Annotated in this window: 14 protein-coding genes; 11 read left to right on the forward strand and 3 right to left on the reverse strand. The window is 71.5% G+C overall.

Features of this window, described 5'->3' with window-relative positions; all coding sequences use genetic code 11:
- Window positions 1–4 precede the first annotated feature (4 nt).
- Entirely contained in the window at window positions 5–1,192 is a 1,188-nt protein-coding gene (aroC, locus tag ACGFN2_RS17755; RefSeq protein ID WP_393361469.1) for a chorismate synthase, read from the forward strand.
- A gap of 156 nt (window positions 1,193–1,348) precedes the next feature.
- On the opposite strand, the gene ACGFN2_RS17760 is transcribed toward aroC, so the two are convergent.
- On the reverse strand, window positions 1,349–2,008 hold the full coding sequence (locus ACGFN2_RS17760; protein ID WP_393361215.1) for a ScbR family autoregulator-binding transcription factor: 660 nt from the start codon (window positions 2,006–2,008) through the stop codon (window positions 1,349–1,351).
- Between the two features lie 208 nt (window positions 2,009–2,216).
- Between ACGFN2_RS17760 and ACGFN2_RS17765 the strand changes: the two genes are divergently transcribed.
- Window positions 2,217–3,215 carry a ScbA/BarX family gamma-butyrolactone biosynthesis protein gene (locus ACGFN2_RS17765; protein WP_393361472.1) on the forward strand — a complete coding sequence of 333 codons (999 nt, stop codon included), beginning with the start codon at window positions 2,217–2,219 and terminating at the stop codon, window positions 3,213–3,215.
- A gap of 21 nt (window positions 3,216–3,236) precedes the next feature.
- Here ACGFN2_RS17765 and ACGFN2_RS17770 read toward each other — a convergent pair whose 3' ends face one another.
- The gene (locus tag ACGFN2_RS17770) at window positions 3,237–3,824 is read right to left on the reverse strand and encodes a TetR family transcriptional regulator (protein WP_393361218.1); all 588 of its coding nucleotides are present in this window, start codon (window positions 3,822–3,824) and stop codon (window positions 3,237–3,239) included.
- A 221-nt stretch (window positions 3,825–4,045) separates the two neighbouring features.
- On the opposite strand from ACGFN2_RS17770, the gene ACGFN2_RS17775 reads away from it, so the two are divergent.
- From ACGFN2_RS17775 to ACGFN2_RS17790, 4 genes are all read left to right on the forward strand, one after another.
- Window positions 4,046–5,125, forward strand: coding sequence for an oxidoreductase (locus ACGFN2_RS17775; RefSeq protein ID WP_393361220.1), 1,080 nt, complete (start codon window positions 4,046–4,048; stop codon window positions 5,123–5,125).
- A gap of 13 nt (window positions 5,126–5,138) precedes the next feature.
- Window positions 5,139–5,867 (forward strand): HAD family hydrolase, encoded by a 729-nt coding sequence (locus tag ACGFN2_RS17780; RefSeq protein WP_393361475.1) that lies wholly within the window; start codon window positions 5,139–5,141, stop codon window positions 5,865–5,867.
- A gap of 211 nt (window positions 5,868–6,078) precedes the next feature.
- On the forward strand, window positions 6,079–7,170 hold the full coding sequence (locus ACGFN2_RS17785) for a ParB/RepB/Spo0J family partition protein (RefSeq protein WP_393361223.1): 1,092 nt from the start codon (window positions 6,079–6,081) through the stop codon (window positions 7,168–7,170).
- A gap of 108 nt (window positions 7,171–7,278) precedes the next feature.
- Complete coding sequence (locus ACGFN2_RS17790; protein ID WP_393361226.1) at window positions 7,279–8,301, forward strand: LuxR C-terminal-related transcriptional regulator; 1,023 nt, start codon at window positions 7,279–7,281, stop codon at window positions 8,299–8,301.
- Between the two features lie 29 nt (window positions 8,302–8,330).
- Here ACGFN2_RS17790 and ACGFN2_RS17795 read toward each other — a convergent pair whose 3' ends face one another.
- Window positions 8,331–10,214, reverse strand: coding sequence for a BTAD domain-containing putative transcriptional regulator (locus ACGFN2_RS17795; protein WP_393361229.1), 1,884 nt, complete (start codon window positions 10,212–10,214; stop codon window positions 8,331–8,333).
- Between the two features lie 227 nt (window positions 10,215–10,441).
- Here ACGFN2_RS17795 and ACGFN2_RS17800 point away from each other — a divergent pair, with 227 nt between their 5' ends.
- From ACGFN2_RS17800 to ACGFN2_RS17820, 5 genes are all read left to right on the forward strand, one after another.
- On the forward strand, window positions 10,442–10,930 hold the full coding sequence (locus ACGFN2_RS17800; protein ID WP_393361232.1) for a PhzA/PhzB family protein: 489 nt from the start codon (window positions 10,442–10,444) through the stop codon (window positions 10,928–10,930).
- A 152-nt stretch (window positions 10,931–11,082) separates the two neighbouring features.
- Window positions 11,083–11,415, forward strand: a complete 333-nt coding sequence (locus ACGFN2_RS17805) for a hypothetical protein (protein WP_393361235.1) — start codon at window positions 11,083–11,085, stop codon at window positions 11,413–11,415.
- Window positions 11,416–11,432: 17 nt separating this feature from the next.
- Window positions 11,433–12,029: a phenazine biosynthesis FMN-dependent oxidase PhzG gene (phzG, locus tag ACGFN2_RS17810; RefSeq protein ID WP_393361237.1), complete on the forward strand. Its 597-nt coding sequence runs from the start codon at window positions 11,433–11,435 to the stop codon at window positions 12,027–12,029.
- A gap of 150 nt (window positions 12,030–12,179) precedes the next feature.
- Complete coding sequence (locus ACGFN2_RS17815) at window positions 12,180–13,007, forward strand: PhzF family phenazine biosynthesis protein (RefSeq protein WP_393361478.1); 828 nt, start codon at window positions 12,180–12,182, stop codon at window positions 13,005–13,007.
- A 22-nt stretch (window positions 13,008–13,029) separates the two neighbouring features.
- Complete coding sequence (locus ACGFN2_RS17820) at window positions 13,030–15,543, forward strand: LuxR C-terminal-related transcriptional regulator (RefSeq protein WP_393361240.1); 2,514 nt, start codon at window positions 13,030–13,032, stop codon at window positions 15,541–15,543.
- Window positions 15,544–15,581: the final 38 nt, after the last annotated feature.

Below are 15,581 nucleotides of genomic sequence, written 5' to 3' on the forward strand. Positions count from 1 at the left end.
CGGAATGGGTGGCGGACTGCGCTGGTTGACCGCGGGGGAGTCCCACGGCCCCGCTCTGGTCGCGACGCTGGAGGGGCTTCCCGCCGGTGTTCCGATCACCACGGAGGCGGTGGCGGACGACTTGGCCAGGCGGCGGCTGGGCCATGGGCGTGGCGCGCGCATGACGTTCGAGCGCGACGAGGTGACCTTCCTCGGCGGGGTGCGGCACGGCCGGACGCTGGGGTCGCCGGTCGCGGTAGTGGTGGGGAACTCGGAGTGGCCGAAGTGGGAGCGGGTGATGGCGGCGCATCCCGTGGATCCGGCGGAGCTGGCCGCACTCGCGCGCAACGCGCCGCTGACCCGGCCCCGGCCGGGCCACGCTGACCTGGCGGGGATGCAGAAGTACGGGTTCGCTGAGGCGCGTCCGGTGCTGGAGCGGGCTTCCGCGCGGGAGACTGCGGCCCGGGTGGCACTGGGCGCGGTCGCCCGGGCGTATCTGAAGGAGACGGCCGGGATCGAGGTCGTCTCGCACGTGGTGGAGCTGGCGTCGGTGAAGGCGCCACACGGTGGATATCCGGCCCCGGCCGATGTGGCGAGGCTGGACGCACATCCGGTGCGCTGCCTGGACCCGGACGCGGGCAGGGCGATGATCGCGGAGATCGACCGGGCCCACCAGGAGGGTGACACGCTGGGTGGTGTGGTCGAGGTGCTGGCTCATGGTGTGCCGGTCGGCCTCGGCTCCCATGTGCACTGGGACCGCCGGCTGGACGCGCGGCTCGCGGCGGCCCTGATGAGCATCCAGGCGATCAAGGGCGTAGAGATCGGGGACGGCAATGCCCTGGCCCGGGTGCCTGGTTCCCGGGCCCACGACGAGATCAGGATGACCCGAGACGGCATCAGGCGCGCATCGGGCCGCTCCGGCGGTGTGGAGGGCGGCCTGACGACGGGTGAGGTGGTGCGGGCACGTGCGGCGATGAAGCCGATCGCCACAGTTCCGCGCGCGCTGGCCACGGTCGATGTCGCGACGGGAGAGGCGGCCACGGCACATCACCAGCGCTCGGACGTGTGCGCCGTGCCGGCCGCCGGGATCGTGGCGGAGGCGATGGTCGCGCTGGTCCTTGCGGATGCGGTGGCGGAGAAGTTCGGCGGTGACAGCGTGCCGGAGACCCGCCGCAACGTGCAGTCGTACCTCGACTACCTTCGGGTCCGGTGAGCGGGCCGCCGGTCATGGCACGAGCCGGCGGGGTGCCGCCGTCGTCTGTCCACGGTCCGGCTCATGGGGGCGCTACGTGTGGCTGCGGCCTGCCGCAGGGCACCCGGCGGGACGGGAACACCACGGCGGCTGCACCGTGATCCGTCGTGGAGTTCGTCAGCTTGCCTCGTGTGCGGGTTTCTTGATCTGGGGGAGGGCGGCCTCGATGATCTCCTCCACGCGCGTGGTCAGATCCGCGCGGTTGTTGAGCCGCCATGAGATGTGCTGCATCCCGAAGAACGCCGCGACCAGGACCCGCCCCAGTACCTCGGGATTGCACGAGGCCGGCAGCTCCCCGGCTTCCTTGGCCTCGCCGAGCAACTCGGTGATCGATTCGGTGAAGCCGTCGAAGGGCCGTGGCAGGGTGGCGTCGATGAGTGACGACTCGATCTGCAGACGTGCCCCCGCCTGGATGATCGTGTCGTCCCGGAAGGCGGCGGCCGTACGGTGCAGCAGCTCGGCGACGGCTTGCACCGGCGGCAGTCCGGCCTTCCGGACCTTCTCGGTGATCAGCGGAAGCCGCTGGTAGAACTCCTCGGCGACGGCCACCGCCAAGGCTTCCTTGTTCGCGTAGTGGAAGTAGACGGCGCCTTTCGTCATCCCGGTCAGCTCGGCGACATCGAGCATGGTCACAGCGGGAAACCCCCGCTCCGCGAACGCGGTCGCGGCAGCGCTGAGGACTTGTTCCCGTGTGCGGACAGCCCGCTCCTGCTTGAGCTCCCGCGGCTTGCTGCCCTTGGCCGGGGCCCGGCGCAGCGGCTTGTCTGCGGCTTTCACAGTGCTCCTCTTCATGGCGCTGTTCTCGCGTGCTGCCTCCATCGTCCGTTGCGTGAAGGGGCATTGCAATATTCCTTCTCGAAGGTATATTTTTTTTTGCGTGTCGGCTGGTCGGCACAGGAACGATCCACACAGCGTTCACCACGGGGCTATGGGGGAAAACATGCTCAACGGTTTAAGTGTGGCTGGATCAGAGTTACCCGAAGTGATGGAAGGGGGGTCCGTCGGCGGCTGGTCCGTCGGTGCCGCGCGACCTCTTGAGTTCCTCCGGCCTGTGCCGCGCACCCTCGTGCACCGTGCGGCCATGACCGAGGTCTTTTTGACCGACGCGGTCAAGGTCGGGGATGACGCCTTCCTGGTGGCCGCCCAGTGGCCCCGGGACCACTCCCTTTACCATCCTGACCTGTCCGGCCGCACCGATCCGCTGCTTTTTGCGGAAACGATTCGACAGGCGCTCGTCTATCTCGCGCACGAGTACTACGACGTACCGCTCGGCCACCGGTTCGTGGCCTATGACCTCGATTTCCAGATCACGGACGCTTCCGCGCTGCGGGTGGCCGGAGCGCCGCATGCCGTGGTGCTCGAGGCGCGCTGCGCCACTGTGGGGCACCGGCCCCCGCGCCGCCACGGCCTGCGCATGGAGGTTGTGTTGACGGTCGACGGCGAGGTCTGCGGCCGTGGCGGTTTCCGTTTCGTCGCCGTGGATGAGCGTGTCTATCGCGCTCTGCGGGCCCGTAACTCCGTGCCGGGCGACCACGTCGCCCCGGCGTCAGCGGGCACCGGCGGCTCCGCCACGAGCGTGTCGGCGGAGGCTGTCGGCAGGCTCCGCGGCAAGGACTGTGTGCTGGAGCGGATGGAGCCGGGCGGCGAGTGGAGGATGCGGGTGGACACGGATCACGCGATCCTCTTCGACCACCCCAGCGACCATCTACCGCTCATGGTCGCCATGGAGGGATTCCGTCAGCTGGGCCATCTGCTCACTCATGACGATCCGTCAGGGGGCTTGGGTCAGGCGCCCGCCGCCCCGCACACCCTTGTCTCGTGTGCCGTCACATGCCACCTCTTCGCCGAACTGAACCTGCCGGTATCCTTGGCCGTCCGGGACGACCGCCGGATGGCAGGGGCGCGTCGGCTGCGAGTGGACGCGGTGCAGTGCGGCCGGGTGATCGCCGGCTCCACGATGGTGTGGGCCGAGCCGCTGCCCTGATCGGCGCCCCGCTGACCACTCTCAGCGGTGGCGCAGGACGGGAGCCAGGATGTCCCACATCCCGCGGACCCGGCTCGGCAGTTCCTTCCAGCCCGAGACGGGCGCCGTGCAGTGCGCGCCGAAGAGTACGGCGAGCAGGAGATCGGCGACCGTCTCGGGGGGAAGTTCCGGGCTGATGTCCTGCTCGCGCTGGGCGTCGCCCACCAGGCGCACCGCGTAGTCCCGCAGCTGGGAGAGCACCGCCGGCGGCTCCGCTCCGGCCTTCGCGCTGTCCAGCACCAGCCGCAGCGCAGCGGTGACACGGATATCCGTGTGGAGCCGGTCGGCGAGTGAGAACGTCAGGGAGCGGAGTTTTTCCCACGCTGGGGCATGCGGGTCGTCCGCGCTGTCGGCCAGCGTCCGAACCGCTTCGTCCAGCCGTTTCACCAGGGCCGCGGCGAGTTCCTCCTTCGACGAGAAGTGGCCGTACAGGGCCCCTTTGGTGAGGCCGGTACGCTCGGCGACCCGCTGAAGGTTCGTGTTGGGGTAGCCCTGCTGGGCGAACTCGAAGGCCGCCGCGTCCAGTACGCGCTCGTATGTCTGCAAAGACCGTGCTTGCTTCCCGGTCATCCGCTCTTCCCTTCTATGGCCCGCCTCTCTAAAGATACCTTCACGCAGGAATTTTCCTGGTGTGGAAGTCGGCAGGCCTTCGCCGTGATGAAGGGCATCAACCAATCTCAACCTTCACAGGAGTTCAAGCGATGACTGCGCTCACCCAAGCCTCTGTCCTCGGTGCTTCCCGTGCTCTCCCTGATTCCCCGGGAGGGATTTCCGCGGCTGAGGCCGCCGCTGTGGCCTCCTGCGGCGTGGCGGCCGCCGAGCGGGAGCGGCGCATCGGCGCGCTGACCGCGCAGGCCCTGACGGAGGCCGGGTTCGCCCGGCACTTCGTGCCCCAACGCTGGGGCGGCGGTGAAGGGGCTTTCACCGAGCTGTTCGACGCGACCGTCGAGGTGGCCGAGGGCTGCGCGTCAGCCGCCTGGTGCGGGGCGCTGTGGGCGGGGCACGGCAGATTCGCCGCGTTCCTGCCCGAGGAGGGGCAGCGGGACCTGTGGGGGGAGTCCCCCGATGTGCGGATCTCGGCCGCGGTCGTGCCTCCCGCGGGCAGCGCGGAGCCGGTGGACGGGGGCTGGCGTGTGCAGGGCACCTGGCGTTTCGCCAGCGGGGTGGATCACGCCGACTGGCTGCTGGTCGCCGTGCCGGAGCCGTGCGAGACGGGCGGGCAGGCGCTGGTCTTCGCCGTGCCGCGCGAGGAGTTGCGAATCGTGGATTCCTGGAACAGTGTCGGGCTGCGTGGCACCGGCAGCCACGAGGTCGTCCTGCGGTCGGTCATCGTTCCGGAGCGGCGCTCCTTCGGGATGGCCCGGATGATGAGTGGAGACGCGCTGCCCGGGCGGGCCCGCTGCTACGCGGCCCCCGCCCAACTGGTCGGCGGAGTACTGATGATGGCCCCGGCGCTGGGGGCGGCCCGGCGTGCGCTGCGGGTCTGGAGTGAGCTGGTCGTGGGTAAGGCGGCCAAGGGCACCGCCGACTTCGCCGTTCCTGTGTGGGAGGCGCTGGCCCGTTCCTCGGCCGAACTGGACGCCGCCGCACTGCTGTTGCGCGACGTGGTATGCCGTGCGGACGCCGAACCGAGAGCCGAGGGGGGTGTCGCGCACGGCCGGCGGGACGCCGCCGTTGCCGCGGAGCTGGTGGTCAACGCCGTCGAGCGGCTGTTCAGGACCGGCGGTTCGCACGGCGGTCATGCCGAGGGGGAGCTGCAGCGCGCCTGGCGGGACGTGCACACCGCCACCGGACACGCGGCGCTTCGGCTGGGGGCAGCGGCGGAGGCGTACGGCCGGGCGACGGCCGCGGTGCTGTCGCAGGGACGGTGATCTGGTCGTGACCATGTGGGGGGTGGTGGCGGCCGGGCCCTTGGCTGTGGGCGGGGTGCGCCCTTCCGTGCTGGTGTTCTGTGATGTGGACGAGACGTTGATCGGCTGTAAGAGCCTGCTCGACTTCCTCCTTTTTCATTTCACCGAACGCTACGGCGCCAGCGGGGCGCGCCACAGCGGCGCCGTCGTCGACGCGCTGCGCGCACAGCAGGAGGCAGGGGCATCGCGCGAGGAAGCGAACCGCAGCTTCTACCGGGGCTGGGCGGGCGAGCGGGCCGCCACGGTCGCCGCTTCGGGGCGGCGCTGGTATACGCAGCGCTCGCGTGACCCGGCCTTCTTCCGGCCGTACACCCGGGCCGCGTTGCGCGCGCACCGCGCCCGTGGTGCCGTCGTCGCCCTCGTCTCCGGCTCGTTCCCGGCAGTGCTCGATCCCATCGCGGCAGCGGTCGGGGCGGCCCATCTGCTGTGCGCACGTCCGGAGGTGCGGGGTGGTGTGCTCACCGGCGACCTGGTCGGCGGGCCGGCCATCGCCGAGGGGAAGCGTCGGCTTGTGAGGGAGTTGCTGAGCCGTTACCCGGATGTGGACCCCGAGGACTGCTTCGCGTACGGCGATCACGTTTCCGACCTGCCGATGCTGACCGAGGTCGGCCACCCCGTCGTCGTGGGCGACAACGCGGAACTGGTGGCCGGGTTGCCAGGGGCGCACCGCTTGGGACATAAAATTCCTTCGCGAAGGTATTAAACTGTCATGGGGGCGAGGCCGCCGCTCCGGGCGGCCGCCCCGGCCGCGCGACGCGGGGAACCGCGCGCGGTCCGTAGGAGAGGGGCAGACGCACCATGCAGGAGGCATACGTGGCAACGGCCTGCCGGACCACGCGCGGGGCAGGGGCCTGCGGCCCTTCGGGAGTGTGCTGCGGCCGATTTCATGACCGAGTGTTAGTGGGGGCGGTCCTGTGAGCATCACCGACATCAGCACGGGCATCGGAACCGGAATCGGCGCGGTCCGCATGCCGTTGGCCCCGGTGGACTCCGTACACCTGCCGGGCGACGCGGAGGGCGCACCGGAGCCGCAGCACGGCCGGCTCTCGCCGGTCGAGGTGATTCCCATCGCCTCGTTGCTGCCGGCCGCCTCGCCGCGGCTCGACGGGGAGGACCCGGGCCATGTGCAGGCCCTCGCCGACTCCGACGCGACCCTCCCGCCGATCATCGTGCATCGCGACACGATGCGCGTGGTCGACGGGATGCACCGGCTGCGCGCCGCTGCTCTGCTGGGCCAGGAGCGGCTGCCGGTCCGGTTCTTCGAGGGCGCCGAGCAGGACGCCTTCGTTCTCGCCGTTGAACTCAACGTCAAGCACGGCCTGCCGCTCTCCACCGCGGACCGGGTCGCTGCCGCCGCCCGCATCCTGCGCTCGCACCCACAGTGGTCGGATCGCGCCATCGCGGCGGCGGCCGGACTCTCGGCCCGGACGGTGTGTGCCATCCGTCAGCGCACCGAAGGGACACAGCCGCAGGCCGGCTCGCGGGTCGGCCGGGACGGGCGGGTCCGCCCGCTCAGTACGGCGGTCGCCCGACGGCAGGCGAGCGAGTTCATCGCCGAGCACCCCGCGGCCTCGCTGCGCGAGGTCGCCGCGGCGGTCGGCATCTCACCGGGCACGGTCCGGGACGTCCGCAAGCGGCTGTTGCGCGGCGAGGACCCCGTACCGCCGGGCCAGCGCGAGTGCCGTGATTCCCGGGCGGCCGCCCCGCACCAGAAGGGCGGTCGGCCGGAGCCGCGCGTCAGGGCCGGTACCGAAGCCGCCCAGCCGACGCCCGAGGACAGCGGCGAGCTGCTGCAGATGCTGAGCCGGGACCCCTCGGTGCGCCTCACCGAGAACGGCCGGTACCTGCTGCGGCTGATGGCCACCCATGCAGTCCCGGCCGGTCGGCGCCGGCAACTCGCCGAGAGCGTCCCGTCCCATTGCACCCCCATGGCGGCCGCACTGGCCCGCCAATGCGCCGCCGCCTGGCTGGAGCTCGCCCACAGCCTGGACGGCCGGCAGGACTGACGCCGGGTCCCGCCGTGCGACCGCTGCTCTGCAGCAGTCGCACACCACGGGGCCGGAAATCCGAGCTTGCGAACGCAGGCCCGTGTTGCCGCACCGAACGAGGAATCGATGCTTGACGAACTGGGTCTGGGGCCGGACGCCGAAACCGTGTACGGCGTCATGCTCAGGGCGCCGCAGCTGGGAAGGTCAGAGCTGGCCGAGAGGTTGGGCTGGGCACCCGACCGGGTGGAGGACGCCTGGGACGAGCTGGGCCGGCTGACGCTCGTTCGCCCCTCCGCGGAACAGCCCGGGCGGATGCGGCTGGTCGACCCGGAACTGAGCCTGCAGCATCTGCTCGTGCGGCAGGAACGGCAGGTGCTCGCCCGCCAGAAAGCGGTGGCCGACGCGCGGATGGAGATCAGCAAAATGCTGCTCGACCTGGTCGACGCCGGTTCAGCGTCCCGCACTTGCGGTGTCCGGCAGTTCACCGGGACGGACGCCGTCCGTTCACAGCTGGAACGGTACGCCCACAGCTGCGAGCGTGAGATCGCGGTGTTCGCCCCGCGCGGCGCCCAGATCGGAGGGACGCCCGAGGCCTCCCGCCAGCTCGACCAGGCGGTGCTCGCCCGTGGCCTGCGGGCCCGGTACGTCTGCCTCGCCAGCCTCGGCAACGACCGGGCCGGGCTGGCGCACGCCCGGTGGCTGCGGGACAACGGCGGCGATGTACGGTGCGTGCCTCAGCTGCCGTTGCACTTGGCCGTCTATGACTCCCGCTCCGCTGTGGTGCCCATCGACCCCGAGGCCGCCGACAAGGGCATCCTTGTGATCGACGGCGGGGGTGTGGTCACGGCCCTGCGTACCCTCTTCGAGCAGGTGTGGCAGCAGGCCGAGCCGCTGGACGCCGCCCCGGTGCCGGCCGACGGGGACCGCCCCAGCAGCCAGGAGCGGGCCGTGCTGGAACTGCTCGTCGCCGGGCACACCGACGATGTCGTCGCCCGCAAACTCGGCATCTCCGTGCGTACCAGCCGCCGGATCACCGCAGAGCTGATGAACCGGCTGTCCGCCCGCAGTCGCTTCCAGGCGGGGGCGCTCGCTGCCGCTCGCGGCTGGCTCGCCCCGGATACCCACCCGGTCGTGGCGCCGGGGACGTGACGGGACCCGCAACGGTTCTCCACGGGCGCTCATGTCCGTACCATGCCGTGCACCGCCGGCCGGACCGCCGGCCCGGCCGGGGCATCCTCGCCCAGCGACTCGGCAAACAGTCGCACCAGCTCCGGGCAGCGGTACAGCGGCCATCCCCGCTCGTCCGTGCCGGGCAGCTCCAGCAGCCTGGTATCCGCCAGTGCCTCCAGCATCCGTTCCGCCTCGACCGGGGACAGGCTGAGCCGCGCCGCCGCATCCCGGGTGGTGAAGGGCCGCCCGCCGAGACCCGGCAGCGCGCGCAGCACCGCCAGTGACTCCGCATCCAGCTGCCGTGCCGAACGCCCCATGCTCTCCGCCACCGACAGCCCGCCGTAACGCAACTCCTCCAGGCGCGCGGCCGGTTCTGCGAGTCGGTCGGCCAGCCAGGCCATGGGCAGACGGGGACGGGCGGCGAGCCGGGCCCCCGCTATCCGCAAGGCGAGCGGCAGTCCGGCGCAGTACGCCACCACGTCGCGTGCCGCGTCCGGCTCCCGCACCAAGCGCTCCGGTCCGGCCACTGCTTCCAGCAGGGCCAGTGACTCCCCGGGCCGCAGTGGCTCCAGCAGCACCGCGTGGATGCCGGGGGTGGCCGCCAGGGGCGTGCGGCTGGTGACGATCACCGCGGACCGGGTCCCGCCGGGCAGCAGCGCGTCCAACTGCATTTCGGACACCAGGTTGTCGAGGACCACCAGCAGCGAGCTGCCCGCGGTCCTCGTACGGTAGCGCTGTACGAGTTCGGTCAGCTCTGCGTCCCCCGGGGCGTCGTCGCCGAGCGCTCGCAGCAGCGGGACCAGCACCCTGCGCGGATCTTTCGCTGAGCCGTCAAGGTCGGTGAGATCGGCGTACAGGTGGCCGTCGGGGAAGGCCGGCGCCGCGGTGTGCGCCACGTGGACGGCCAGCGTGGACTTCCCGATTCCTGCTGTGCCGGTGAGCAGGAAACGCCTCGGCCGCCGCGTCGATCCGTCGGGCGCGCCCGGGTGCTCCGGAGGAAGCAGCCGCAGCAGTTCGGACGCTTCCCGCTGTCGCCCGGTGAAGTCGCCGGCCTCCGGCGGGAGCATGGCCGGTACGGAACCGGGCGCGCCCGTTGCGGGCGGTGCGGCGGAGGCGTCGATGCGGACCGCCTCCGTCGCTCCCGGTGCAGGGGCGACCAGGGCCGGATCGTTGTTGAGCACCGCGTAGTACGTGGCGCTCAGCGTGGTGCCCGGGTCGACCCCCAGATCGTCGGCGAGCAGCTGCCGTCCGTGGTGGAACACCGCCAGCGCGTCGCTTTGTCGGTCGCAGCGGTACAGCGCCGTCATCAACTGGGCGCGCAGCCGTTCGCGCACCGGGAAGGTGTGCACCAGCCCGGTGAGTTCCGGGATCAGCTCCCGGTGCCGGCCCATCGCCAGATCCGCCTCCAGCCGGTCCTCCAGGGTGACCGCCCTGGCCTCTTCGAGCCGCGGTCGCTCGGCGTTCGCGAACGGCTCCGTGACATCGGCCAAAGCGCGTCCCTGCCACAGCTGTAAGGCCAGTGCGAGCTGTCGTCCCGCCCGTTCGAACTGGCGGTCGCGCAATGCCCGGGCTCCCTCGGCCGCCAGCCGCTCGAATTCCAGCACGTCGACGACGGCGTCCTCGGCCCGGAGCAGATAGCCGGACTGCCGGCGCACCAACTCGACCTCGGGCCCCAGGACTCCGCGGAGCCGTGACATGTAGGTATAGAGCTGCGCTGTCTTCGTCCCCGGGGGATTCCAGCCCCAAAGCGCCGAGCTCAGCGTGCTGTCGGGCACGGTCCAGCCGCGTGCCAGCACCAGTGCCGCGAGCGACGTCCGCACTTTCGCCCCCGACAGCACAACCATGCCGTCCGCGTTGATCGCCCCGATGTTTCCGAGCAGCTGGAATTTCATGGCTCCCCCCGGACTGACGAAGGATCAGTGGGATCGATCCTTGTGCTTGTCATTCTGGGCGCACGGCGCCTGCGCAACTGCAGAGTGCGGAGTCAGGAAGTTGCGACGGCAGGACGCTGCCAGGGCCGTATAGAGGAAATATGGGCGAGGGGCCCGAGGCTATAGATGCCGGGCTCACGGTGACCGGCGGCAGTATCCATCCATCCACGATCCGCCGGAGGTCATCCGTGTCCGACACCGCACAGCTGGGCGGCACCGCTACCGACGTCGAACTCCGCCGCACCAACCGGTCCGTGGTCGAGAGGTATATGCACACCCTCGGTCAGGACCGCCTGGAACGGCATCACCTCTTCACCGACGACGGTGTCGGCGGCCTGTGGACTGCCGACACCCCCGGCCCGATAGCCATACACGGCCGGGACAGGCTCGGCGAGCACGCCGTCTGGTCGCTGCAGTGCTTCCCCGACTGGGTCTGGTACAACATCGAGATCCACGAGACGCAGGACCCGAACCGCTTCTGGGTCGAGTGCGACGGCAAGGGAAAAATCCGCTTCCCCGGCTATCCCGAGGGTTACTACGAGAACCACTTCATCCACTCGTTCCTGCTGGAGAACGGCAAGATCAAGCAGGCCCGGGAGTTCATGAATCCCTTCAACCAGCTCCGGGCACTGGGAATTGATGTGCCGGTGATCGAGCGGAAGGGAATTCCCACCTAGGGAAGGGCAAGCTGCGCTCTGTTCCAGGTGGCCGGCTGCGCGGACGTGCCGTACGCGACACATTTCCGCGCGGCACCGACCGGGAACGAGGGCCGTACGCCGACCGGGGCGGCACCCGTCGTCCACCACTACCGTAGAAGGGTTTATACGCCATGAGGGCAATGGTCGCCTGGTGGGATTTGGGGGAATCCGACCAGACCATCGAGTCCCTGCGGGATTTCCTGCGCGACGAGGCGGTCGACGCGTGGAACCGCGTGCCGGGGCTGATCCACAAGTACTGGATCGCCGACCAGGAGAACGACCGCTGGGGCGCCGTCTTCATCTGGGAGTCGGCCGAGGCCGCCGCGCCACCGCACCCACGCAGCGCCGCCGAACTCATCGGATACCCGCCCACGCACCGCTGGGTGTTCGACATCGAGGCCATCGCCGAAGGCGTCCATGCGCTGCCCCGCCTCGCCGGTCAGGGCCTCGCCCTTCAAGCATGAGCACGGTGGAGGCACACGTGAGCGACTCGTCCGAATTCCAGAACCTTCCCGCCGACCCGATCGAGCTCTTCCGCACATGGTTCGGCACGGCGCCCGAGCGCGGTGTCCGGGAGCCCGGAGCCCTCGCACTGGCCACCGCCGACGCGGAAGGACGCACCTCCAGCCGCATCGTCCAGATCAGTGCCGTCACCGAGCGGGGCCTGGTGTTCACCAGCCACGACAGCAGTCGCAAGGGCCGCGAACTGGCCGCCCGGCCGTGGGCGTCAGGGGTGCTCTACTGGCGCGAGAGCGGCCAGCAGATCGTCCTCGCCGGACCGGTGGAACGGCTGCCGGACGCCGAGGCGGACGAACTGTGGTTCTCGCGCCCGGTGGGGACCCATGCGATGACCACGGTCTCCCGGCAGAGCGAAACCCTCGACGACGAGGCGGGGCTGCGCGCCGAGGCGGACCGGCTGTCCGCGCTCGGAGTGCTGCCCCGGCCGGCGCCTTTCGCCGGCTATCTGCTGGTCCCCGAATCGGTGGAGTTCTGGCAGTCCCGCCAGGACCGGCTGCACCTTCGCCTGAACTACCTCAGCACCGGCGACGGCTGGACCACGCGCCGGCTCCAGCCCTGACGAGCGAGTCCGAAGCCCGCCCGTACGGCCGCGCGCGCCGGCGGGCGCTTCGGCTCACCCTGCCGGGCTCGACCCACCCCTCCCACACGACAGAAAGGTGACGGACATGGCTCCGGCGCCCGCGCGAATGGACGGATGATGCACGCCTACATGGTCGCAGACGCCTTTACGAGTACGCGCCTCGAAGGCAATCCGGTGGCCGTCTTCCTCGATGCGGCTGACATACCGGGCCCGCGTATGCAGCGCATCGCACGGGAGATGAACCTGTCGGAGACCACCTTCGTCCTCCCGCCCCAAGAGGGCGGTGACGCCCGTATCCGTATCTTCACCCCGGTCAACGAGCTGCCGTTCGCGGGCCATCCCATGCTGGGTACCGCCATTGTCCTGGGCGAATCGATCCGCGCCAACCGCCTGCGGCTCGAAACGGGGATGGGCGTCATCCCGTTCGTCTTCGACCGGGGCGACGACGGCAAGATCGTCTCCGCCCGGATGAAGCAGCCCATACCCACCTGGGAGGTCTACGAGCACGCCGAGGAACTGCTGGCCGCGCTCGGTCTGGACGCCTCCACACTGCCGGTGACGGCCTATCGCAACGGCCCCCGTCACGTCTACGTGGGACTGGAGAGCATCGAGGCGCTCTCAGCTCTCGAACCGGACCACAAGGCGCTCACCAAGTTCACGGACATGGCCGCCAACTGTTTCGCGGGGTCCGGCACCCACTGGCGCAACCGGATGTTCTCGCCCGCGTACGGGGTGGTGGAGGACGCGGCCACCGGATCGGCTGCCGGTCCACTTGCACTGCACCTGGCGCGGCACGGCCTGATCAAGTTCGACGAACAGATCGAAATCCAGCAGGGCGTCGAAATGGGGCGCCTTTCCACCATGTTCGCCACGGCGACGGGCAAGGCCGAACACGTCGAGTCGATCGAGGTGGGCGGTTCGGCGGTCATCGTTGCCCGCGCCGGGCTCATGGCCTGAAGGACGGGGGAGTGGCACAGTCATGCCGCAAGACAGCGGAACCGAATGGCCCCTGACGGCCAGAGAACCCGAACTCGACAGTGTCGCCGCCTCGTTGGTGCGGGGCGGCGCGCTGCTGACAGGTGGGCCGGGCACCGGTAAGAGCCGGCTGCTGCACGCCGCCCTGGAACGCGCGGAACGGGCCGGGCACGCCATCGCGTGGCTGCACGGCCCGCTCGACACTGACCTCGTCCGGCACTTGGGCGAGGCCCCGGCCGAAGGCGGTGACAGGAGGCGGCTGGTGCTCGGCGCCGACGACGTACACCTCGCTGACCCGGGTGCGGCGGAGCGCCTCTACGGACTGGTGCGAGCAGGCCGGGCCGCCCTGGTCGCGGCGGCCCCGGCGGGAGCCGTACTGCCGGAAGGGATCTCCCGGCTCTGGGTGGAGCGGCTGGTCGAGCGCATCGATGTCGATGTGTTCGACCGCTCCGCGTTCGCCCGGATTCTGCACGCACGGCTCGGCGGCCATGTTGCCGGGGCGGCACGGGACCGGCTGTGGTCACTCACCCTCGGCAACGCGCGGTTTCTGTGCGAACTGGTGGACTCCGCCCTCGAAGCGGGCACGCTGCGGCCGGTGGGGGAGGCCTGGCAGTGGCCCGGCCTCCCCCACGAGCCCTACCCGCGGCTTGCCGAAGTGGTACGGCTGCACCTCGGGCGGCTCGCACCGGACGAGGCCGAACTCGCCGAGATGATCGCCCTCGCCGAGCCCCTGGAGGCGGGTCTGGCGCCCGTCGAAGAGCTCGCCCGCGCCGCCGAGTCCCTGAACCGACGCGGCATCGTCGTGGCCGAACGGGCCGGCCGCCGGCTGCGGCTGCGTCTCGCTCACCCGCTTTTCGGGCCCGTCCTTACCGCGGACCTTCCCGACCTCACGGCCCGCCGCCTGCGGCTGCGGCTGGCCGACGCCATCGAAGCCACGGGCGGGTGCCGCTCCGAGGACGGCCCCCGGGTGGTCTCCCTCCGGCTCGCCGCCGGCCTCGAACCGCCCCCCGCACAGCTGGCGGCCGCGGCCCGGTCCGCCCTGGACCGTCGCGACTTCGCTCTCGCCGAACGGCTGGGCCGCCGGGCGCGGGCCGCCGGCAGTGGCCCGGCGCCCGCCGGGACCGGGCCGGTGCTCGCGCAGGCGCTGGCCGGACAGGGGCGCCACGAGGAGGCGGAAGAGGAGTTCGCGCGGGCTGACGGAGGTGCCGCGCAACGAGCGGTGAACATGGCCTGGGGACTCCACCGGGTGGCGGAGGCAGACGGCCTCGTGGCGGCGGCCTTGGCGGCCGGTGCAGCGGATGCCGGGCTGCTCGGCGTGCGGTCCGAGCTGCGACTGCTGCAGGACCGTACCGGCGAGGTGGCGGCGGCCGGCTCTCCGGACTCCCCCGCGGCACCGGCCCTGATGCCCCTCGCCGCCTTCGCCCGCATCGAGCGGGGCGACGCCGCGGGGGCCCTCGCCCTGCTGCGGGAGGTACGCCCCGCACTCGACGGCTGGGACCGGGAGAACCGGCTCGCCGCACAGCTGCTGGCCGCGCGCGCCGCCTTCCAGACCGGCGAGACGGCCGAACTCGCCACGGCGCTGGACAGCACTCGCCGGTACGGCGCCGGGCACCGCGGTGAGGCGAGGGCCGCCGTCTTGCGGGCCCGCACCTATCGAAGCGCCGGACGTTACGCCGAGGCCGTGGCACTCCTGCGCCGTGCGTGCGCCCTGGCCGACCCCTTCGACTGGTTCACCACCCCTGCCTGGACGACGGCGCAGCTCGCCGGCGCGCTGGCCGAGGCCGGCGAACACGCCGAGGCGGTACACACCGTCGTCGACGCCCTTGCCGTCCAGCGGCAGGCGGTGGAGTACCCGCTCGCGGCCGACGGCACAGCGTTGGAGCACGCCGTGGTCCTCGCGCACGTCGGCGACCGCTTCGGCGCGGTACGCCACGCCCAGCGGGTCGGGGTCGGCGCGGCGGCCGCCGGGCGCCTCCAGCAGGCGGTCACGGCATGGCACCTGGCGGGCCGCGTCGGTGACCCGGGACCGGCCGCGGCACGCCTTGCCGACCTGGCGGTACCGGCCGAGGGCCGGGGATACCTCGCGCTGCTGGTGGCCCATGTGCGCGCCCTCTCCCGGTACGACGGCGACGCGCTCGACGCCGTCGCCGACCGGTTCGCGGCTCTCGGCGTGTTGCCGCTGGCCGCAGAGGCCGCCGCGCAGGCCGCCCGCGCTCACCGGACCGCGGGTCGCCGCCGCATGAGCCGCACGGCACGGGTGCGCTGCGCCGAACTCCTCGCCGGGTGCGACGGGCGGCTGCCGCCCTGGGTGGCGGCTCCCGCGGCCGAGCCTGCCGCCGTCACGGCCCGGCTGACCACCCGCGAGCGCGAGGTGGCCTGGCTGGCGGTCTCCCGGCTGTCCAACCAGGAGATCGCGGACCGGCTGGTGGTGTCGGTCCGTACCGTGGAGAACCATCTGCACCGCGTCTACGGAAAGCTCGGTGTGACCGCACGCAGCGAACTCGCCCACCACCTGTAGGGATGGCAGCGGGGCGGCCCCGGCCGGCGAGCGGCCGG

Source organism: Streptomyces sp. NPDC048612, assembly GCF_043199295.1.
In the GTDB taxonomy this organism is placed as follows: Bacteria; Actinomycetota; Actinomycetes; order Streptomycetales; family Streptomycetaceae; genus Streptomyces.

Excerpts from the sequence above, each read along its gene's own strand:
- aroC (WP_393361469.1), top strand. The coding sequence starts at position 5 with ATGGGTGGCGGACTGCGCTGGTTGACCGCGGGGGAGTCCCACGGCCCC.
- ACGFN2_RS17805 (WP_393361235.1), top strand. The coding sequence starts at position 11,083 with ATGAGGGCAATGGTCGCCTGGTGGGATTTGGGGGAATCCGACCAGACC.
- ACGFN2_RS17765 (WP_393361472.1), top strand. The coding sequence starts at position 2,217 with ATGGAAGGGGGGTCCGTCGGCGGCTGGTCCGTCGGTGCCGCGCGACCT.
- ACGFN2_RS17820 (WP_393361240.1), top strand. The coding sequence starts at position 13,030 with ATGCCGCAAGACAGCGGAACCGAATGGCCCCTGACGGCCAGAGAACCC.
- ACGFN2_RS17815 (WP_393361478.1), top strand. The coding sequence starts at position 12,180 with ATGGTCGCAGACGCCTTTACGAGTACGCGCCTCGAAGGCAATCCGGTG.
- ACGFN2_RS17780 (WP_393361475.1), top strand. The coding sequence starts at position 5,139 with ATGTGGGGGGTGGTGGCGGCCGGGCCCTTGGCTGTGGGCGGGGTGCGC.
- ACGFN2_RS17795 (WP_393361229.1), bottom strand. The coding sequence starts at position 10,214 with ATGAAATTCCAGCTGCTCGGAAACATCGGGGCGATCAACGCGGACGGC.
- ACGFN2_RS17770 (WP_393361218.1), bottom strand. The coding sequence starts at position 3,824 with ATGACCGGGAAGCAAGCACGGTCTTTGCAGACATACGAGCGCGTACTG.
- ACGFN2_RS17790 (WP_393361226.1), top strand. The coding sequence starts at position 7,279 with ATGCTTGACGAACTGGGTCTGGGGCCGGACGCCGAAACCGTGTACGGC.